The following is a 20,121-nucleotide window of genomic DNA, read 5'->3' on the forward strand; positions in this document are numbered from 1 at the left end:
CGCCCTCACCCACATCGTCCGCAGCTTTCTCGACTCCGGGCAGGCACCCAGCGAAGGCGGCGAACGACCCCACATCAACGTCTTCGTCGACGCCGCCGACCTCGCCGCCACCACCGACAACCACGATCACCACAGCCACCACCACCGCGGTCGTCGCCGCGGACCGGCCTGGATGCCCTGGTTGGGGCCCATCTCACTCGACCTCGCCGCCCAGATCTCCTGCGACGCCGACATCACCCCCATCACCATGGACGCCGACGGCAATCCACTCGACGTCGGACGCACCACCCGTCTCATCCCCCGCAAGCTTCGCCGCGCCCTCAATGCTCGGGACTGCGGCTGCGCCTTCCCCGGCTGCGGACGACCCGCCGCCTGGACCGAAGGCCACCACATAATCCACTGGTCCAACGGCGGACCCACCAACCTGTCAAACCTGGTACTGCTCTGCCGCTTCCACCACACCACCATCCACCGCGGCGACTGGACCGTGACCATCAGCAAAACCGACGGCCACCCCTGGTTCACCCCACCCACCTGGATCGACCCCCGACGACAACCCATGCCGGCACACAACCGGCGCAACCAACTCACCTTCGCCGCCTAAAAGACGAAACCGGCAGGGCACCGCCCGACACCACCCAGAAACGGGTTGACATGGCGCCGCGTCCTACCCCAACGACACGGGGCGCCACCGTGATTCGGTGGCGCCCCGCTCGGTTACGTTCTGAGCAATGTGTTGCGGCGATCGATTGCCTAGCAGGAGCTCCCCATGCACGGCTTCTCGCCGGCGAACAGCTTCGCGATGAACGGTGTGCTGTCCGGCACCGAGGCGGCCACCGTGCCGCCGTGATCGGTCGGGTAGGTGCGGAACGCGAACTCCACCCCGTTCGCGGTCAGATCGGCGACCAGCTTCAGCGTCAGCGGGATCGGGACGTCCATATCCTGCTGACCCTGTGCGATGAGCAGCGGGCGGTCATAGCCGCTGGTGGGGACGGTGAGGATCGAGCGGACCGCGTCGATGAACTCGGGGGTGTCCACCGACCGTGAGAGCAGCTGCCCGATCCCGACGTCGGCGTACTTGGTCCGCGCGTCGCCGTAGCAGATCGAGGTCTCCACATCGGCGAGAATGCTGCGACCGAGAGGGCTGAGGTACGAGTCGATGTCGACGTCCGGCCGCGCGGCCCGCAGCCCGTCGAGGACGTTGGCGATGTACACGGTGGTGCCCTTGAGCGGCAGCTTCGGGAACGCCGGGCCGCCCAGCGGCAGCAGCATCTCGATGTTCGAGGGCGCGCTCGTGGACACCGCGCCACGGTAGTCCAGCTCCGGGGCGTAGCGGGTGGCGATGTTCGCGGTGAACAGCGTCGCGTGACCACCCTGCGACTGCCCCGTGGCGACCCACTTCTTCGACAACTCGGGCGTGACCGCCCGGGCGGCGCGCACCATGTCGATCACGCTGTGCGCGGCCGAGCGCCCGTCCAGGTAGGGATGCACGCCGGGGGTGCCGAGCCCGACGTAATCGGTCGCCACCACCGCGTAGCCCTGCGCCAGCCAATGGCCGAGATGGGTCACCGCACGCTCAGGCGGCGGATTGACGCTGGGCGCGCACTGGTCCGCGACCCCGGTGGTGCCGTGCGCGTAGGAGATCACCGGCCAACCGCCCTCGGGCGGCGTCCCCTCGGGCAGGTAGACGGCGCCGGTGCTGAGCATCGGCTTGTCCTGCGGCCCCTGGGACCAGTACGTCAGCAGCGATGCAGTCGCGGTGCCCGGCAGCCAGCGATCGTGCGGCAGCTCCTCGCTGCTCACGACGGAGCCCGGGGCCTCGCCTTCGCCGGCGACAGGCGCGGCCACGGCCGGCGCCACGGCCCATGTGGCGGCGACAAGAGTCACGCCCGCGGCCACCAGGGCGGTACGAAGTCGGTGGGTCATCACGCTCTCCTCACGGCAGTGTGCCCGGTCACATTCAGCGCCGGGCACACAGACCATAAAGTTAGACCTACCGATCGGTCAAGCAATCTTCCAGCCGCGGACCCGCGCCGCGAGATCGTCGACGAGGAACGCGAATGCCCGGTCCACCCGCGGACGGTCACCGGTGGCGAGCAGGTCCATCGACAGGCCCCTGATCTGGGCAAGGATCAGGGTGGCCACCTGCGACACCTGCTCGTCCGGGCAGCCGGCCCCGCGTAGGCCGTGCTCGAGGGCGACCAGCCACTGGCCGACGAGTTGCTCGAGGAATCGCTCGTGCCCAGCCGGGTCGAGCAGGGCCTGCACGTAGATCTCTAGCATCACCCGGAATCGCGGCAGCGTCTCGGGCGCCGTCCGCGCTTCCCACCAGGCAGTGAGCAAGGCAATCGGATCGGCACCCGACTCGGCCAGCAACTCCGCGGGGATCGACTCCCCCCGCATCCCCTCGATCACCTCGGCGAGCAGGTTCTCCTTGCTGCCGAAGTGGTGCAGCAGCGACGCATGCGACACCCCGACCGCCTTGGCCAGCGGGCGCATCGACAACTCCCCGACCCCGTTGGCGATCACGTACTCGGTCACCGACGCGAGCAGCTCGTCCCGCCGGCCTGCGTACCGCAGGGTGCGCTTGTCCACGCGATCGGACTCGGGCACCGCGTCAGCCCATCGGGTCGTCGGGCCCGGCACTGGCGAAGGGCTCGAAGGGCGGCACCAGCAACCCCCACCGCACGCATCGCCAGCCACCGTCCGCGGTCGGCACCAGCTCCACGGTCTGGGTGTTGTCCAGGTGCGTGTTCGCGGAGAAGGCGCCGTTGATGCCCGCGAGATGCGCCGCGACCAGCCGGATCGCGGCGCCGTGACTGACAACCAGCACGTCGCCGGAACCCGGCTCGGCGTCGTCCGCCGGCTCCTCGAGGAACTCCTCGCGCAACGAACGCAGCACCGGCACGTAGCGCTCGAGGATGTCGTGCCCGGACTCACCGCCCGGTACCCGCACGCCGAGGTCGCCGGCGTGCCAGGAGTGATAGACCTTCATGAACAGCTCGTGCGACTCGCGGTCCGAGCGGTCCTCCAACTCCCCCGCCTGCGCCTCGTGGATGCCCTCGCGCACCTGAGTCGCGATGCCCGATTCCCGCTCGACGAACTGAGCGGTCTGCCTCGCCCGCAATGCAGGCGAGGCCACCAGGGCGCGCGGCGCCGTGCCTGCCACCGAGAGCCCGAAGGCCTGGGCCTGGCTCTCCCCGAAATCGGTGAGCCGGGCCCCCGGCAGCCGGGTGTCCAGCCGCCGTTCGACATTCGCCTCGGTCTGGCCGTGGCGCACCAGGATCAGCTTGCCCATGCCGTCACCTCCCGTCCGATTCGCCGGACCGTATCCGGCGCAACCACTCTGTCGCCTCCTCGTCCGACGGCGGCCGCACCCCACCGGGGGTGGCGGCGGGCCACGAACCGAGGAAGCGGACGTCGTGCTTGCGATGCAGGGCCTTGAGCGCCTCGGCCACCGCGGTGTCCTCGAGGTGCCCGATGCAGTCCAGGAAGAACCTGTAGGTGCCGAACTCGATGCGGGTCGGACGGGATTCGATCCTGGTGAGATCGATTCCCCGAGTGGAGAACTCCGCCATCGCACTCACGAGGGAGCCGGGTTCGTTGTTGAGCTGCAGGACCACCGCGGTGCGGTCCGCGCCGGTGGCCGCGGGGACCTGAGCCGGGCGCGTCACCAGGACGAAACGCGTTCGCGCGCCGTCGAAGTCGGCCACCGAATCGGCGAGAACGCTGAGCCCGAGTCGTTCGCCTGCCAGCGCCGTGGACACCGCGGCATCGGCGATCCCCGCCGCGACATCCTCCGCTGCGCCCGCGTTGGAGGACGCGGACTCGATGACGGCATCCGGGAGCTTGCGCTCGATCCACATGCGCACCTGCGCACCCGCGACCGGATATGCGCGGATGGTGCGCACCTGGTCGAGGGTGGTCCCGGCGCGCCCGAGGATCGTAAAACTCACGTCCAGTTCGGTTTCCGCGACGATCTGCAGCCGCTCGTCGGACGCCAGCGCGTCGAGGGTCGGCGGCACCGGCCCCTCGACCGAGCTCTCGATCGGGACGACAGCACCGTCGACGCGGCCCTCCCGGACCAGCGCGAGCGCGGCAGGCGGGCTGAGTGCGGACACTCGCTCCACCGGACCGTCGAAGGCCCCACCCGATTCCATCTGGGCGAGGGCCATCTCGGTGAACGTTCCGGACGGTCCGAAGTAGGCGATACGAGGCACACGACAAGGTTACTCACCTGCCGCGATACGAGCCGGGGTTCAGGGCGCAGCGGTGGCCGTGATCCCGTGTGCCGCGAGGTGGCGCTCGACCTCCTCGGCGTCGTCGACCTCGATGCTCAGCAGCACCGTGCGAAGCGCCTCGGCGGCGTCCTGGTTCAGCCCGGCGACCCGGGTCGGGTCGGGGGCGACGAACGCGGCCCGGACGTCGTCGCCGCGCAGGGCCGCGACCGTGGCCGCGAGGATCGCCAGCGCCTCCGCCCCGGAGGTCGCCCTGGCCACGAAGCCCGCGTGGGAGTGCGCGAGGACCGCCAGGAAGTCGGCCACCTCGTCGGGGCTCGCACCCGCGCGCAGCCCGGGGTGCGCCCCCGCATCGGCGATCCGGGTGGCGACCTCGGCCGCCCAGCCGGCCTCCGCGTCGTCGTCGGGGGCGACGAACACCGCCAGCGGCGCCGACAGCGGGTGCGGGTTCGACTCCCCGGGTTGCGTCAGCTCGATGGCGTCGTCGAACTGTTCCAGGCTGCAGTCGATGTCGAAGCGCGCGACCGCGGGCCCGTCCGACGCGAGGGTGTCGGGCGCGACGTCGAGCGACACGACGACCGAATCGTCCGAGCCCGAGCCCGAACCGAGCGCGCTCGCCGCCAGCACCGGGGGACCGAAGATCGCTCCGAGGCGCCTGCGCGACACCGCGGCCGCGTCCGGGCATCGCTGCGAGAGCAGGCCCTTGAAGGGCGGCTGCCGATCGTTCGGCGTCGGCGGATGAAGGGTGAGCAGGGTGGACACGGCCCCAACCGTAGTCGCCGCGGGCGGAGATCTTGCGGGCCATCGGGTCCTGCCGTAACTTAGGCATGGCTAACCTACTGCGATCGGCATCTCCGTTGCCCGGACCGAACGAAGCGAGCGCCACATGACTGCTGCCACCACCACCCAGGGTCCGTCGACCGCGGAGCGGGTCCGCAGCGCCTGCGCCCGAGCCCAGCAGGCGGTGCTGGCCATCGACGGCAGCGATCCCGTCGAGGTCTCCGTGCACCACCTGCGGGCCTGCGGCGACGTCGTTCTCACCGTCCGCACCGACTCGGTGGCCACCGCACTGACCTGGCAGGCGGGGCGAGCCGGGCTGCCTGCGGTGCTCGAGCTCACCGACCTGACCCCGCTCTCCCTGCGGGAACCGGTGCGGTCGCTGGTCTGGCTGCGCGGCGCCCTGCACCCGGTGCCAGCCGAGGCCTCCCGCGCGCTGGCGGCCGCCGTCGCCGACGAGCGCCCGGACCCCGCATTGCTCGACGTCGGGCACACCACCACCCTGTTGCGCCTGATCCTGGACTCGGCGGTCGTGGCGGATTCGCACGGCGCGGAGCCGGTCCCGGTGGACGCGCTGCTCGCCGCCCGTCCCGACCCGTTCTGGGAGGTCGAGGGCCCCTGGCTCGAACATCTGGAGTCCGACCACGGCGAACTCGTCGACCAGCTCGCCGGCCGATTGCCGCGAGCGCTGCGGACCGGCCGCGTCCGCCCGCTCGGCATCGACCGCTACGGCATCCGGCTGCGGGTCGAGGGCGAGAAGGGCGACAGCGACGTGCGGATGGCCTTCGCCCAGCCGGTGGACGACGTGTCCGAGCTGAGCCGCGCCCTGCGCCTGCTCGTGGGCTGCCCGTTCGTGAACGGCCTGCGCGCCCAACGCTGACGCGCGGCATACCCTCACCGGTGTGACCCGGTTCGACGCCTGGCTCCGGCCTACCCCGCCCCCGCAGACCGAACCGCCGCTCGACGCCGCGGGCCGTCGCGCACTGTGGCTCGAGATCACCATCGTGCTGCTGGTCACCTTCGGGCTCAGCGGACTGTCCGGCATCCTCTCGCTCATCGAGGACGCGCTCGCGCCCGGCGGACTCGCCGACCAGACGGTCGCACTGAACGCCTCCCGATCCGAGCACGGCTGGATCGACCTCGGCCGCCAGCTGCTCGGCATCGTCAGGCTCTGCGCCTGGGCCGCGCTGGGCCTGTACCTGCTCTGGCGCAGCGGCCTCGGCCCCGCGAAGATCGGGCTCGGCCGGCCGCGAGCCCGCGCCGACCTGCTGCCGGGCGTCGGGCTGGCCGCGCTGATCGGACTGCCCGGACTCGCTCTCTACCTGATCGCCAATGCCATCGGCGCGAACCTGACCGTGCTGCCCAGCACCATCGAGGAGCACTGGTGGCGGCTGCCCGCACTGCTGCTGTGGGCGCTCGCGAACTCCGGCGCCGAGGAGGTGCTGGTCGTCGCGTACCTGATCTCGCGACTACGCAGGCTCGGCTGGAGCGAGAACTCGTCGCTGCTGGCCTCCTCACTGCTGCGCGGCAGCTACCACCTCTATCAGGGCCTCGGCGGCGGCATCGGCAACATCGCGATGGGCCTCGTCCTCGGCCGATACTGGCAGCGGACCAACCGGCTGTGGCCGCTGATCGTCGCGCACTGGCTGATCGACGCGGTCGCCTTCGTCGGGTACACCGCCCTGCGTGGCCACGTCTCCTGGCTGCCGTGACCAGTAGAGTCGAGCCGTGAACGGCGAGGATCCCCAGTACCGCGACCCCCGCGATCCGCGGGTGGGCCGCGGCGCGCCGCCGCGCGGACCGCAGCCCCAGCAGGGCCGTCCGGTCCCCCCACAGCAGGGCCGTCCGGTCCCGCCGCAACAGGGCCGTCCGATGCCCCCGCAGCAGGGTCGCCCGCTACCGCCGCAGCCGCGGCAGGGTCAGCCGATGCCCCCGCGGCGGGTGCCGCCGCCCCAGGGCCAGGGCAGGCCGATACCCCCCGGCCCCGAGGGCACCCAGGTGATCCGCCGCGACGGTCGCCGCGCCGAGCCGACGCAGGGCGCGCGTGCCTGGTCGCAGGCTCCCGAGCCGTCGCCGCAACACGGTGTCCGCCCGGGCGCGACCGAGCCGACCAGGGCCCACCGCCCCCAGGGTGGGTCGCCCTACGCACCGCCCCAGAAACCGGAGCCGTACGCCGACCCGTACCGCAGACAGGCCGACCGCGTCGGCCCTCCGGTCCAGCCGCCCCGCCGAACCGGTCCGGCGGCGCCTCCCCCGCAGCCACCCCGGCCGGCGAAGACCCGCCGGAAGGCGAACTGGGGCCGCCGAATCGGGCTCGTCCTTGCGGCACTGCTGGTCCTCGTCGGCGGCTCGGTCGTCTACCTGGATCGCGGGCTGAACCGGGTCGATGCGCTCGCCGACTACCCCGGCCGGATCGGGGACACCCCTGGAACCAACTGGCTGCTGGTCGGATCGGACAGCCGTGCCGGGATGACACCCGAGGAGGAGGCCGCGCTGGCGACCGGTGGCGACACCGGAAACGGCCGAACCGACACCATCATGGTGGTGCACATCCCCAAGAGCGGCGCCGCGACGATGGTGTCCATCCCCCGCGACTCCTACGTGAGCATCCCGGGCGAGGGCAAGAACAAGGTCAACGCGGCCTTCGCGATCGGCGGTCCCCAGATGCTGGTGCAGACCGTCGAGGAGGCAACGGGCCTGCGGATGGACCACTACGCGGAGATCGGGTTCGGCGGGTTCGCCGGCATCGTCGACGCGATCGGCGGCGTCAACCTGTGTGTGCCGTACCCGATCGACGATCCGCTCGCGGGCATCAACCTGCAGCCGGGCTGCCAGGACCTGAACGGGGCGCAGGCGCTCGGCTTCGTGCGCACCAGAGCCACCCCGATGGCGGACCTGGACCGGATGAACAACCAGCGGGCCTTCATGTCCGCGCTGCTCGCGCAGTCGACGAGCATCGGCACCCTGATCAACCCGTTCCGGCTGTGGCCGCTCGTCACCAAGACGGCCGACACCATCCAGGTCGACGAGGGCGACCACCTGTGGAACCTGGCGGGCCTGGGATGGGCGATGCGCAGCGACCTGGTCACCACCACCGTGCCGGTGGGCGGCTTCGAGGTCCTCGACGTCGGCGACGTTCTGTTGTGGGACCGCGAGCGCGCCTCGTCGTTCTTCGAGGCCCTCGCCGAGGATCGACCCGTTCCCCCCGAGCTGTTGACGACGGGCTGACGGCCCGCGCCCGACGGCCACCCGGCACTGAGCGAGCTCACCAACTCCGGCGCCAGCGCCGGTAATCTTCACGACCATGACCAACTCCCGGCAGCGCAGCGAGTTCCACGACCTCCTCAGCGAACAGGTGCGCAACGAGTTCACCGCCTCGCAGCAGTACATCGCGGTCGCGGTGTTCTTCGACGGGTACGACCTCCCGCAGCTGGCGGCGCGCTTCTACGGGCAGGCCGACGAAGAACGCAACCACGCGATGATGATGATCCAGTACCTCATCGACAACGACCTGGAGGTCACGATCCCCGGGATCGACGCCGTGGTCACCGAATTCGACTCGGTGCGCGCGCCCGTCGAATTGGCGCTCGAGCAGGAGCGGCAGGTCACCGACCAGATCACCAAGCTCGCCCGCACCGCCCGCGACACCGGCGACTACCTCGGCGAGCAGTTCATGCAGTGGTTCCTCAAGGAGCAGGTCGAGGAGGTCGCCTCCATGACCACCCTCCTCACCATCGTCGATCGGGCTGGCGAGAACCTGTTCGCCATCGAGGATTTCGTCGCGCGGGAGATGAAGTCGCCGGTGGCGGCCGATTCAGGCGCTCCGAAACCGGCCGGCGGCGCCATTTAGGCTCGGCTCAATTAGGTTTCACTCAATTAGGGAATACTCCCCTCAATAAGGTTCGACTTGGATGACATGCAGCCTGACCAGCGATATTGTTTCGCCGCATGAGCGATTCCGCAGACACTCAACGGACCAAATTCCATGCGCTCCTGCACGATCAGATTCGCAACGAGTTCAACGCCTCGCATCAGTACATCGCGACGGCGGTCTTTTTCGACAACGCGGATCTCCCCCAGCTGGCCAAGCATTTCTATTCGCAGGCCGTCGAGGAACGCAACCACGCGATGATGATCGTCCAGTACTTCCTGGATCGGGACATGACCGTGGAACTGAGTGGCGTCGACGCGTCGAAGTCCTATTTCGAGAACACCCGCGAACCGATCGCGCTGGCCCTCAAGCAGGAGCAGGTGGTCACCGAGCAGATCATCCAGCTCGCGAGCACCGCCCGCGAGGAGGGCGATTACCTCGGCGAGCAGTTCATGCAGTGGTTCCTCAAGGAGCAGGTCGAGGAGGTCGCCTCCATGACCACCCTGCTCGCCATCGCCGATCGGGCAGGCGACAACCTCTTCCACCTCGAGGACTTCGTCGCCCGCGAGATGAACAGCGTGGGCGACACCTCGGGTGCGCCGCCGGCCGCGGGTGGGTCGATCTAGACCCGGTCGAGCCGGACGCGGCATCGCGGCCGAGGATGTGTGCAGCACACACCCTCGGCCGCTTCGCGTTTCAGTGGATCCGGGCGGAGACGACCAGCGCCCGGCACAGCGCCTCCAGCGCCCCGGCGAAGGCGTGCTCGGCGGGGGCTCCGTACCCGACCACCAGCCCGTCCCGCGGGGCGTCGCGCGCATCCGGGTGCCGGAAGGTCGACAGTGCGCCCACCGCAAGGCCTTCCCCGGCAGCGGCCGACAGGGCCCGCGCCTCGGTGCCCGGCGGCAGCTCCAGCACCGCGTGCAGACCCGCCGCGATGCCCGTGACCCGGACTGCCGGTGCCCGATCCGCGAGGGTGGCCACCAACTGGTCGCGGCGCCGGTGATAGCGGCCGCGCATCAGCCGGATCTGGCGGTCGTATCGACCGGAGTCGACGAAGTCCGCGAGCGTCAGCTGATCGGGCACGCTGACCCACCGCTCCCAGATTCCCTTGACCTCCAGCACGGGGTCGACGAGGCGGTCGGGCAGCGCCATCCAGCCGAGGCGCAGCGCGGGCGAGAGACTCTTGCTCACCGAGCCCAGGTACACCACCCGCTCGGGATCCAAGTCCTGCATCGCCCCGACCGGCTGTCGGTCGTATCGGAACTCGCCGTCGTAGTCGTCCTCGAGGATCAGCCCTCCCGACCGGCTCGCCCAATCAACCGCCGCCGCACGGCGTTCCGGATGTAGCGGACCACCGATCGGGAACTGGTGGGCGGGCGTGAGCAGCGCGGTGGCCGCCCCCGACCGCACGAGCTCGTCGACCCGCGCGCCGTCCGAGTCGACGGACAGCGGCACCGTGCGCACCCCCGCCGAGCCGAGCAGCTCCCGGTGCACGTGCAGGCCATGGCCCTCGACCGCGACGGCCCCACCCAGCAGTGGGGCGAGCAGGGTCAGAGCGTGCGCGGTGCCCGCGCAGACGACGATGCGGTCCGGGTCCGCGCGCACGCCGCGGGCGCGGGCCAGGTAGTCCGCCAGGGCGTTTCGCAGCTCCGGCCGTCCCCTCGGATCGCCAGGGCCGAACGCGTCGCTCGGCGCCGCCGTCAGGGCGCGCCGCGTCGAGGCCAGCCACGCGGTCCTCGGAAACGAGGCCGCGTCCGGGGAACCCGGCATCAGGTTGTGCGCGGGCCGGACAGGCGGGGCCGGCCGCGGCGTCCGAAGGTCGGCCGCGGGCGCGGCCCTCGGGGCCACCCGGGTACCCGAGCCCCGGCGGGCGGTCAGCCAGCCCTCCGCGACCAGCTCGGCGTACGCGTCCGCGACGGTGTTCCGCGCGATGCCGAGATCCGCGGCCAGCGTGCGCGAGGGCGGTAGCAGTGCACCCGGCGCCAACCGCCCGGAGCGGATGTCCTCCCGGAGGGTGGCCATCAACGACGAGCGCAGACCTCCGCGACCGCGGAGGTCGAGGTGTAGATCCAATCCAGAATTGGCCCATGATTCCACCTCCGAATTGAACCACTCATTCGGTCCATTACCCGCCTAGAGTCATTCCCATGACGACAACCGAGACAGCACAGCGGGTCAACATCTTCAAGCAGTCCCCCGAGGTCTACCAGGCGATGATCGCCCTCGACGCCGCTGCCAAGAAGGGCCTCGAGCCGGTCCTCGTCGAGCTCGTGCTCACCCGTGCCTCACAGATCAACCACTGCGCCTGGTGCCTGGACATGCACACCCAGGACGCCCGCAAGGTCGGCATCAGCGAGCAGAAGCTCTACCTGCTCAATGCCTGGGAGGAGGTGCCGGGCCTGTACACCGAGCGCGAGCGCGCCGCCCTTGCCCTCACCGAGGCGGTCACCGTGCTGACCGACGGCTTCGTTCCGGACGAGGTGTACGCGCGGGCCGCCGAGCAGTTCGAGGAGCGGGAGCTGTCCCAGCTGATCGCCGTCATCTTCACCATCAACGCGTGGAACCGGATCGCGGTCAGCACCCGCCGCGTCCCACCGATCCGCTGAGCGCGCGCCCCTGAGAGGAATCGAGAAGTGAAAGCTGTTCGGATCCAGGAGAACCGCGGAGCGGACAACCCGAATGCCCTGGTGCTCGAGGAGGCGCCGTACCCGCAGGCCGCCACCGGCGACGTGATCGTCCGGGTGCGCGCCGCCTCCTTCGTCCCGGACGAACTCGACTGGCCGGGGACCTGGACGGACCGGGCAGGCGGTGACCGGACCCCGAGCATCCCGGCCCACGAGGTCGCCGGTGTCGTCAGCGAGATCCCCTACGGCACCACCGGTTTCGAGGTCGGCGACCGGGTGTTCGGTCTGACCGACTGGCATCGCGACGGCGCCGCCGCCGAGTTCGTGGCCGTGGAGGCCCGCAACCTGGCCGCGATTCCGGAGTCGATCGGGTTCCGGGAGGCCGCCGCCCTCCCCCTGGCGGGCCTCACCGCCTGGCAGGGACTCTTCAGGCACGGCGGACTGACCTACGGCGACGCGTCCGGGCGGACGGTCGTGGTACACGGGGGCGCGGGCGGCACCGGCTCGCTGGTGGTCCAGCTCGCTCATGCCTCGGGGGCTCGGGTCATCGCGACCGGCCGGGCGGCGGGCGAGGAGGCGGCCCGCGGTCACGGTGCGGACGACTACGTGACGCTCGACTCCGGTGGCCTCGACGAGACCCGGTTCGGTCCGGTGGATCTGGTGTTCGACACGATCGGCGGGGAGGTCCTGGCTCGCTCGGCCGCGCTCGTGCGGCCCGGCGGCACCCTGGTGTCGATCACGGCGCCGCCCCCGGTCACGCCGGTCGACGGTCGTGCGGTCTTCTTCATCGTCGAGCCCGACAGGCAGGAGCTCCGGGAACTCGCGCGGCTGGCGGAGCGGGGCGTACTACGCCCCCACGTCGGCGCCGCCTATCCGCTCGCCGAGGCACGGACCGCATTTCTCGCCAAGCGACGGGGCATCCCCGGCAAGGTCGTCCTCGACGTCTGACCAATGCGGCTGCGCCGCCCGTGCGTGCTCATGGAGTCCAGGGACTCGGTAAGCGCTCACGGGCGGCGCAGCCGCGTCTGATCAGCGGAGGGTGACCTGGCGGGCGCGCAGACCGTCGCGCGAGCGCAGCTCGTCGGAGGTGAGGGGCGCGTCGACGGCCAGCGCGTCGGCCAGCCGCACTCCGAGCTCGGCCGTCGCGGGCGCCCACTCCTGGGCGTGCCGCTCGGGGTCGAGATCGAACACCGGCACCAGCAGCCCGTGGGTCCGGAACGAACCGGCGTACCGCGATCCCTCGCCGAGGTGCAGTCCACCGGCCGCATGCACGCGGGCCAGGGCCAGCATCAGCTGGTCCTCGTCCTCGGGCCGCACCCAGCGCAGGTGCGCCTTCTCCCCCGCGTCGACCCACCACGCGGCGACGATGCCCTCGCCGTCGAGGCGAGCGGACGGCATGATCACCGAGTTGGCCTGCTCGACGGTGGCGGCGACCTCCGGGGCGGGCGTGACGCCCTCCGGGATCCACCAGTTGAAGTCCTGGTACACGCTGATCTCGAGCAGCGTGCCCGCCTCGATCACGTCACCGAGGCGCGGTCCGCCCGGCTGGGCGTCGGTCGCGGCGAGGGACTGCCCCGGCTCCGCGCCTGCGGCCCAGTTGACGGCGGCGGCCAGATCGGCCGAGAGATCGGCGGACTGGCCGGGCACCTGCAGGCCGACGAAGCCTGTTGCGGCGGCGGCGGTGCCGCCAGATGTCGCGGTGGTTTCGTCGCGGACGAGGCCCGCCACCGCGCCGGGCAGCACCGTCGCTGCCACGACCGTGCGCTCGCCGCCGGTCAGCGGCAGCGTCGCCGTCGCGGACGGGACGAACTCGCGCATCGCGACGAGATCGCACTCGGCTGCCAGCCCCTCGAACGGGCGCGGCACCGCGGCGGCCGCGGCGCTCTCCTGGGCGGCGCGGCGCTCGGCGAGCTTCGCCGCGCGGTTGCTGCCGGGCTTCGGACCACTGTTTCTTTTGCTCTTACCCACGTCCGGAAACCTACACGTCGCGGCCACTGGGCGAGCCACTCCTCAGTCCGGCCGTAGACAGGTCCAGTGGTGCGGAATGCGCTCACCACCCCGGTACTCTCGATCCGACCGATTTGCGATCGACAGATGTGGCAGGCAATGGCGAATCCCCCCGGCTCCGCGGCTTCCGACGAGTCCGACTCGGACTGGCGGCGGCTCCAGGAATTGGAGCTGACGCCGATCCTGTCGGCCTCGCTCGACGCATTCCACGAGCTCGGCTATCACGGCACCACGGTGCGCGAGGTGGCGCGCCGGGTGGGTGTGACGGTGCCGGCGCTGTATTACCACCACAACAGCAAGGAAGGGCTGCTGATCGCCCTGCTCGAGCTGTCCACCAGCGACGTTCTGGCCCGCGCGCACGCCGCGGACACCGACGGTGGCGACGACCCGGTGCGGCGGCTGGCCAATGTGATCGAGGCGATCGTGCTGCGCATGACAACCCGCGCTCGCCTCGCGGCGCTCGAGGGCGAAGTGCGGTACCTGAGCACAGAGAACCGGCAGCGTTACCGCGCGGTCCGTAAGGGCATCGAGGAGGTCGTGCTCCGGATCGTGCAGGACGGCACGGCCCATGGGGATTTCGATGTCGACGATCCCGCGGAGACCACGCGCGCACTGCTCGGCATGTGCCAGTCCATCCCCCGCTGGTACCACGCGGAGGGCACGCTGTCTCCCGAAGAGGTCGCGAAGAAGTACGCCGCGATCGCGTTGAAAACCGTTGGGGCGCATTAGAGGGCTCCGCCCCGCGTGTCCAGCCGGCCCTCTGCGGACCGGAGGGACTCCTGGCTGCGTCAGCGACCGAAGACCGCCGACCGTTTGCCCAGGAACGCGTCGACGCCCTCGGCGAAGTCGGCGGCCGCGAGCAGCTCGAGCTGGCCGGTCCGTTCCCGGGCGAACGCCGGGTCGAGCTGCCCGAGGGTCGCGTCGTTGATCGCGGTCTTGGTGGCCGCGAACGCGTCCGACGGCCCGTCGACGAGCCCCCGGACGAGCGCCTCGACGTCGTCTGCGAACGTCGCGTCCGGGAACACCCGCGCGATCAGACCCGCGTCGAGCGCGTCCACGGCGGGTAGTCGCTCGGCGAGCAACGCCATCCGCATGGCGCGGGCCCGGCCGACGGACGCGGCGACCAGCGCGGTCGCACCGCCGTCGGGCATCAGGCCGATCTTGGTGAACGCCAGCAGCAGGTAGCTGGACTCAGCGGCGACGGTCAGGTCGGCGCCGAGTGCGAGCGAGACCCCCACCCCTGCGGCCGGGCCGTTGACGGCCGCCACGACCGGGCGAGGGAACGCGCGCAGAGCGGCGACGAGCCGGTTGGCGGCATCGATGGTGGACGGGTCGGGCGGCGCGGACAGGTCGCCGACGGTGGACAGGTCGGCACCGGTGCAGAACGCCCGGCCTGCACCGGTGAGCACGACGGCACGAACCTTGCGATCACCGGCGTGCTCGTCCAGGGCGGCGGCCGCCGCATCGAGGGTCTCGACGGTGACGGCGTTCATCCGGGCGGGCCGGTTCATGGTGATGCGCAGGACGCCGTCGGTCAGGTCGACGAGGACGTCGTCGGTTTCGGTGCTCATGAACTGTCCTTCTCGGGAAGTCTGGGGTCGGAAGGTGCACGCCACTTGCCGCAGCCGTTTCATCAGTACCAGACCCATTTAACGGTCGCTAGCTAACCGGGCCCGTTGACCACCTCCCCGTCCGCGTGATAGTTGTCTTAGCGAGCGTTCAGTAAATCAGTTTCGCAGAAGATCCCCGAGGAGCAGCCCATGGCCGAGGAGTCGACCACCGCGCCCGAGCCCGTCGCGCTGTACGAGCGCCGCGGCAACGTCGCGCTCATCACGCTGAACCGACCCCGGGCGATGAACGCGATCAACGCGGCCCTGGCGACGGCGATCGGCAGCCTGCTCCAGCAGGCCCAAGCAGACGACGAGGTACGGGTCGTCGTGATCACAGGTTCCGGACGGGCATTCTGCGCGGGTGCCGACCTGAAGGCACTCGGCTCCGGCCAGTCCCTCGACGCCGACGGCCATCCGGAATGGGGCTTCGCCGGCTACACCCAGCACTGGGTGAGCAAGCCGACCATCGCTGCGGTCAACGGATTCGCCCTCGGCGGCGGCACCGAACTCGTCCTCGCAAGTGACCTCGCGGTCGTGGACGAGAACGCCCAGCTCGGCCTGCCCGAGGTCAAGCGCGGCCTTTTTGCCGCGGCGGGCGGCGTCGTCCGCCTGCAGCAGCAGATCCCGAAGAAGATCGCCCTCGAGCTCGCGTTGACCGGTGAACCGATCAGCGCCGCACAGGGCAAGGAGCTCGGCCTGGTCAACCGCGTCGCCCCGGCGGGGACCGCACTCGAGGTCGCCCTCGAACTCGCCGAGAAGATCGCCGCCAACGCGCCGCTCTCCGTGCGCGAATCCAAGGCGATGATCCACTGGACGGCGTCCGATTCGGACTGGGGACAGGACGTGTGGGACCTGAACGCCGAGGCCCTGAAGGTCGTCTTCGCCAGCGCCGACGCGCAGGAAGGCACGAAGGCCTTCACCGAGAAGCGACAGCCGGTCTGGCAGGGCCGCTGACCCCCCGATCTCGGCCCGGCGCTCCGCTGAGCCCCTGCCTCCGGAGCGCCGGGTCGCACCACCTTCCTCCCTCCCCCGAAAGGTTCCCCTCATGACCAACGCTGTCATCGTCGACGCCATCCGCCTCGCATCCGGACGAGGCAAGCCCGGCGGCGCCCTGTCCGGGACCCATCCCGTCGAACTGCTCTCCCACGTGCTGCGGACGATCGTCGACCGCAACGGCCTCGACCCAGCCCAGGTCGACGACGTCATCGGCGGCTGCGTCCAGCAGGTCGGCGAACAGGCCCTCAACATCAGCCGCACTGCGCTGCTCGCCGCAGGCTTCCCGGAGTCCGTGCCCGCCACGACCATCGACCGCCAGTGCGGGTCGAGCCAGCAGGCCGCGCACTTCGGCGCCCAGGGCGTCATCGCGGGCGCCTACGACATCGTGATCGCCTGCGGCGTCGAGTCGATGAGCCGTATCCCCATGGGCACGTCCGCCATGGGCCAGGACACCGGCGGCGCCGGCATCGCCACCCGCTACCCGGAAGGCCTGATCCACCAGGGCATCTCCGCCGAACTGATCTCCGCGAAGTGGAAGCTCGACCGCGAGACCCTCGACGCCTTCTCCGCGCAGTCGCACCAGCGCGCGGCCGCCGCGATCGCCGCGGGCGCGTTCGACAGGGAGATCGTGCCGATCACCGTCACCAACGCCGCCGGTGAGACGGTCACACACACCGTCGACGAGACGGTCCGCACCACCACCACCGCGGAGGGCCTGGCCGGACTGCGTCCGTCGTTCCGCACCGACGAGTTCGCGGCACGATTCCCCGACGCCCCGTGGCAGATCACCCCTGGCAACTCCTCCCCCTTCACCGATGGCGCCTCCGCCGTGCTGATCATGAGTGAGGAGATGGCCGCCAAGCTGGGGCTCACCCCGCGCGCCCGGTTCCACTCGTTCTCCGTGGTCGGCGACGACCCGATGCTCATGCTCACCGCACCCATCCCGGCCACCCACAAGGTCCTGGCCAAGGCGGGCCTGAGCATCGACGACATCGACGCCTACGAGGTCAACGAGGCCTTCGCGCCGGTGCCGTTGGCCTGGGCCCACGAGTTCGGCGCCGACCCCGCCAAGCTCAACCCCCTCGGTGGCGCCATCGCCCTCGGTCATGCACTCGGGTCCTCGGGCACCCGACTGATGACCACCCTGCTCAACCACCTCGAGGCCACCGGCGGTCGCTACGGCCTGCAGACCATGTGCGAGGGCGCCGGCATGGCCAACGCCACCATCATCGAACGACTCTGAGACACAACACTTCCCGAAAGGAACACCACATGATCGTCAATGACAGCGTCGCCCTCGTCACCGGCGGCGCCTCCGGACTCGGCCTGGCCACCGCCAAGGCCCTGCTCGCCGACGGCGCCCAGGTCGTCATCGTCGACCTCCCCAGCTCGAACGGCGAGGTCGTCGCCAAGGAACTCGGTGACCGGGTGCGCTTCGCCGCGGCGGACGTCACCGACGAGGCCGCCGTGACCGCCGCCCTCGACCTGGCCGAGTCCCTCGGCACCCTGCGAGTCCTGGTGAACTGCGCCGGCATCGGCAACGCCGTCAAGACCGTCGGCAAGCAGGGCGCCTTCCCGCTCGACGGCTTCACCAAGATCATCAACGTCAACCTCGTCGGCACCTTCAACGTGCTTCGCCTGGCCGCCGAGCGCATCTCGAAGACCGAGCCCATCGACGGCGAGCGCGGCGTCATCATCAACACCGCCTCCGTCGCCGCGTTCGACGGCCAGATCGGCCAGGCCGCGTACTCGGCCTCGAAGGGCGGCGTCGTCGGCATGACCCTGCCGATCGCCCGTGACCTCGCGTCGCTGCTGATCCGCGTCGTCACCATCGCACCCGGCCTGTTCAAGACCCCGCTGCTCGGCTCGCTGCCGGAAGCCGCACAGGCCTCGCTCGGCCAGCAGGTGCCGCACCCGTCCCGCCTCGGCGATCCGTCGGAGTACGGCGCCCTCGCCGCACACATCGTCTCGAACCCGATGCTCAACGGCGAGACCATCCGTCTCGACGGCGCCATCCGCATGGCACCGCGCTGACCCACACGTGATCGAGGAGGGGCCGATGTCCGCACCGCCCGAAACCATCACCCACTGGCGGGAATTCGAGCCGATGCAGCTCGGCCCCATCCTCGACCACGCCCTGGATGCCTTCCACGAGAACGGCTTCCACGGCACCACGGTCCGTGACCTGGCCCGGCGGGTCGGGGTCACGGTGCCCGCCCTGTATTACCACCACGAGAACAAGGAAGCGGTTCTCGTGGCGTTGCTCGACACCGCGGTCCGCGACCTGATCGACCGCTGCGCCGCCGCGGTCGATGACGGCGGTGACGATCCGGTCCTGCGCTTCGCCTACTTCTTCGACGCGGTGGTGCTGAACATGACGCACCGCGCCCGACAGTCCGCGCTCGACTCCGAGCTGCGGCACGTCTCGCCGGAGAACCGCCGCAACTACGCGGCGACCCGCAAGAGGCTCGAGCTCATGGCCCTCGACCTGGTGACGGACGGCGTCGACCGGAAGGTCTTCGTCGTCGACGACATCCCGGAGACCGTGCGAGCGCTCCTCGGTATGGGTCAGTCGATCGCCCGCTGGTTCCAGATCGACGGTCCGTTGACCCCCGACGCTGTCGCCGACCGCTACACCGCCATCGCCCTGCGCGTCGTCGGCCATCCCGCCGCTTCCTGACCACCCGTAACGCTCGGCAGCGACCGGGAGCCCACACCGTCAACGCCTGATCCAGCAAGGAACAAGACAATGCAGCGCAAGCACTTCGAATCCGACCACGAGGACTACCGCGGCACCGTCCGCGAGTTCCTTGCCCGCGAGGTCGAACCCCGCTACCTGCAGTGGGAGGAAGACCGGTTGATCGACCGCGCGTCGTATGTCGCCGCCGGCAGGTCCGGCATCATCGGCCTGGGCGTCCCCGAGGAGTTCGGCGGGTCGGGTGTCACCGACTACCGGTTCCGGCACGTCGTTTCCGAGGAGATCGCCCGCACCGGCACCACATCGTTCGGGTCCACCCTCTCCCTGCAGGACGACATCACGATCCCCTACATCCTGCACCTGGGTACCCCGGCCCAGAAGGAGCGCTGGCTGCCGCGGATGGCCGCAGGTGAGCTGATCGGCGCCATCGCGATGACCGAGCCGGGCGCCGGTTCCGACCTGCAGGGCGTCAAGACCACTGCGGTCCGGGACGGCGACGAGTGGGTGATCAACGGCCAGAAGACCTTCATCACCAACGGCATTCACTCCGACCTGGTGATCGTCGTGTGCCGCACCGACCCGAACGCGGGCAGTAAGGGCTTCTCGCTGATCGTCGTCGAACGCGACACCCCCGGCTTCAGCCGCGGACGCAAGCTACACAAGGTGGGCCTCGCCGCACAGGACACCGCCGAGCTCGTCTTCGAGAACGTCAGGGTGCCCGCGGAGAACGTGCTCGGCACAGAGGGCCGCGGCTTCATCCACCTGATGGAGAACCTGCCGCTGGAGCGGATCGGGATCGCCGTCGGCGCCATCACCGCCGCCAGGGCTGCCTACGAATGGACCAAGAGCTACGCGTTCGAGCGCAAGGCGTTCGGCAGGCCGATCGGCGACCTGCAGAACTCGAGGTTCGTGCTCGCCGAGATGCTCACCGAGATCGAGGTCACCGAGTCGCACATCGACCGCTGCGTGATCGCCCTGAACGCAGGTGACCTGACCGCCGTCGACGCGTCCAAGGCGAAGTGGTGGGCCACCGAGCTGCAGAAGCGGGTGGTGGACCGCGGAGTGCAGCTGCACGGCGGCTACGGGTTCATGATGGAGTACCCGATCGGCCGCGCTTACGTCGACACCCGCATCCAGACGATCTACGGCGGCACCACCGAGATCATGAAGGAGATCATCGGGCGGGCCATCGCCTCCGAGTTCCGTTGACACGAACGGGGTTCGAAGGCCCGAGGGCCGTCGGACCGAACTGTCTGCGGATCGCAGACAACATCATTGGCCTCAACACCGAGGAGTTGAC

Annotated in this window: 22 protein-coding genes; 14 read left to right on the forward strand and 8 right to left on the reverse strand. The window is 70.4% G+C overall.

The window, feature by feature from the left end; all coding sequences use genetic code 11:
• On the forward strand, positions 1 to 604 hold a 604-nt coding region (locus C8K38_RS26230), incomplete at its 5' end, for an HNH endonuclease signature motif containing protein (RefSeq protein WP_143548536.1).
• A 149-nt stretch (positions 605 to 753) separates the two neighbouring features.
• On the opposite strand, the gene C8K38_RS26235 is transcribed toward C8K38_RS26230, so the two are convergent.
• The 5 genes from C8K38_RS26235 to C8K38_RS26255 all read right to left on the reverse strand — a co-directional run bounded on the left by C8K38_RS26235 (position 754) and on the right by C8K38_RS26255 (position 5,000).
• A complete protein-coding gene (locus C8K38_RS26235) occupies positions 754 to 1,926 on the reverse strand; it encodes a lipase family protein (RefSeq protein ID WP_097214360.1) in 1,173 nt (390 codons plus the stop codon).
• A gap of 78 nt (positions 1,927 to 2,004) precedes the next feature.
• Positions 2,005 to 2,613, reverse strand: coding sequence for a TetR/AcrR family transcriptional regulator (locus tag C8K38_RS26240; RefSeq protein WP_097214398.1), 609 nt, complete (start codon positions 2,611 to 2,613; stop codon positions 2,005 to 2,007).
• A gap of 4 nt (positions 2,614 to 2,617) precedes the next feature.
• Positions 2,618 to 3,298, reverse strand: a complete 681-nt coding sequence (locus C8K38_RS26245) for a histidine phosphatase family protein (RefSeq protein WP_097214361.1) — start codon at positions 3,296 to 3,298, stop codon at positions 2,618 to 2,620.
• A gap of 4 nt (positions 3,299 to 3,302) precedes the next feature.
• Entirely contained in the window at positions 3,303 to 4,220 is a 918-nt protein-coding gene (gene pheA / locus C8K38_RS26250; protein WP_097214362.1) for a prephenate dehydratase, read from the reverse strand.
• A 39-nt stretch (positions 4,221 to 4,259) separates the two neighbouring features.
• Entirely contained in the window at positions 4,260 to 5,000 is a 741-nt protein-coding gene (locus tag C8K38_RS26255; protein WP_257017852.1) for a hypothetical protein, read from the reverse strand.
• A gap of 124 nt (positions 5,001 to 5,124) precedes the next feature.
• Here C8K38_RS26255 and C8K38_RS26260 point away from each other — a divergent pair, with 124 nt between their 5' ends.
• From C8K38_RS26260 to C8K38_RS26280, 5 genes are all read left to right on the forward strand, one after another.
• The gene (locus tag C8K38_RS26260; protein ID WP_097214363.1) at positions 5,125 to 5,895 is read left to right on the forward strand and encodes a DUF2470 domain-containing protein; all 771 of its coding nucleotides are present in this window, start codon (positions 5,125 to 5,127) and stop codon (positions 5,893 to 5,895) included.
• A 22-nt stretch (positions 5,896 to 5,917) separates the two neighbouring features.
• On the forward strand, positions 5,918 to 6,727 hold the full coding sequence (locus C8K38_RS26265) for a CPBP family intramembrane glutamic endopeptidase (RefSeq protein ID WP_097214364.1): 810 nt from the start codon (positions 5,918 to 5,920) through the stop codon (positions 6,725 to 6,727).
• 286 nt (positions 6,728 to 7,013) lie between these two features.
• Entirely contained in the window at positions 7,014 to 8,243 is a 1,230-nt protein-coding gene (locus C8K38_RS26270) for an LCP family protein (RefSeq protein WP_097214400.1), read from the forward strand.
• A 64-nt stretch (positions 8,244 to 8,307) separates the two neighbouring features.
• Positions 8,308 to 8,865 (forward strand): ferritin, encoded by a 558-nt coding sequence (locus C8K38_RS26275; RefSeq protein ID WP_306455759.1) that lies wholly within the window; start codon positions 8,308 to 8,310, stop codon positions 8,863 to 8,865.
• A gap of 98 nt (positions 8,866 to 8,963) precedes the next feature.
• A complete protein-coding gene (locus C8K38_RS26280; RefSeq protein ID WP_097214366.1) occupies positions 8,964 to 9,512 on the forward strand; it encodes a ferritin in 549 nt (182 codons plus the stop codon).
• Between the two features lie 70 nt (positions 9,513 to 9,582).
• On the opposite strand, the gene pdxR is transcribed toward C8K38_RS26280, so the two are convergent.
• A complete protein-coding gene (gene pdxR, locus C8K38_RS26285; RefSeq protein ID WP_218840999.1) occupies positions 9,583 to 10,983 on the reverse strand; it encodes a MocR-like pyridoxine biosynthesis transcription factor PdxR in 1,401 nt (466 codons plus the stop codon).
• Positions 10,984 to 11,033: 50 nt separating this feature from the next.
• Here pdxR and C8K38_RS26290 point away from each other — a divergent pair, with 50 nt between their 5' ends.
• On the forward strand, positions 11,034 to 11,492 hold the full coding sequence (locus C8K38_RS26290) for a carboxymuconolactone decarboxylase family protein (protein ID WP_097214368.1): 459 nt from the start codon (positions 11,034 to 11,036) through the stop codon (positions 11,490 to 11,492).
• A 27-nt stretch (positions 11,493 to 11,519) separates the two neighbouring features.
• Positions 11,520 to 12,458 (forward strand): NADP-dependent oxidoreductase, encoded by a 939-nt coding sequence (locus C8K38_RS26295; protein WP_179800725.1) that lies wholly within the window; start codon positions 11,520 to 11,522, stop codon positions 12,456 to 12,458.
• 81 nt (positions 12,459 to 12,539) lie between these two features.
• Here C8K38_RS26295 and C8K38_RS26300 read toward each other — a convergent pair whose 3' ends face one another.
• Positions 12,540 to 13,478, reverse strand: a complete 939-nt coding sequence (locus tag C8K38_RS26300) for a DUF5926 family protein (RefSeq protein ID WP_097214369.1) — start codon at positions 13,476 to 13,478, stop codon at positions 12,540 to 12,542.
• Positions 13,479 to 13,616: 138 nt separating this feature from the next.
• Here C8K38_RS26300 and C8K38_RS26305 point away from each other — a divergent pair, with 138 nt between their 5' ends.
• Complete coding sequence (locus C8K38_RS26305) at positions 13,617 to 14,246, forward strand: TetR/AcrR family transcriptional regulator (protein WP_097214370.1); 630 nt, start codon at positions 13,617 to 13,619, stop codon at positions 14,244 to 14,246.
• Between the two features lie 59 nt (positions 14,247 to 14,305).
• Here the strand turns inward: C8K38_RS26305 and C8K38_RS26310 are convergent, their stop codons facing one another.
• Entirely contained in the window at positions 14,306 to 15,088 is a 783-nt protein-coding gene (locus C8K38_RS26310) for an enoyl-CoA hydratase (RefSeq protein ID WP_097214371.1), read from the reverse strand.
• Between the two features lie 189 nt (positions 15,089 to 15,277).
• On the opposite strand from C8K38_RS26310, the gene C8K38_RS26315 reads away from it, so the two are divergent.
• From C8K38_RS26315 to C8K38_RS26335, 5 genes are all read left to right on the forward strand, one after another.
• Complete coding sequence (locus C8K38_RS26315) at positions 15,278 to 16,081, forward strand: crotonase/enoyl-CoA hydratase family protein (protein ID WP_097214372.1); 804 nt, start codon at positions 15,278 to 15,280, stop codon at positions 16,079 to 16,081.
• 91 nt (positions 16,082 to 16,172) lie between these two features.
• A complete protein-coding gene (locus C8K38_RS26320; RefSeq protein ID WP_097214373.1) occupies positions 16,173 to 17,366 on the forward strand; it encodes a thiolase family protein in 1,194 nt (397 codons plus the stop codon).
• Between the two features lie 29 nt (positions 17,367 to 17,395).
• On the forward strand, positions 17,396 to 18,157 hold the full coding sequence (locus C8K38_RS26325; protein WP_097214374.1) for a 3-hydroxyacyl-CoA dehydrogenase: 762 nt from the start codon (positions 17,396 to 17,398) through the stop codon (positions 18,155 to 18,157).
• 25 nt (positions 18,158 to 18,182) lie between these two features.
• Complete coding sequence (locus C8K38_RS26330) at positions 18,183 to 18,803, forward strand: TetR/AcrR family transcriptional regulator (protein WP_097214402.1); 621 nt, start codon at positions 18,183 to 18,185, stop codon at positions 18,801 to 18,803.
• A 69-nt stretch (positions 18,804 to 18,872) separates the two neighbouring features.
• Entirely contained in the window at positions 18,873 to 20,030 is a 1,158-nt protein-coding gene (locus C8K38_RS26335) for an acyl-CoA dehydrogenase family protein (protein WP_097214375.1), read from the forward strand.
• The last annotated feature ends 91 nt before the right edge of the window (positions 20,031 to 20,121 follow it).

Origin of the sequence: Rhodococcus sp. OK611 (assembly GCF_003050885.1) — a bacterium.
Lineage (GTDB): Bacteria > Actinomycetota > Actinomycetes > Mycobacteriales > Mycobacteriaceae > Rhodococcus_G > Rhodococcus_G oryzae.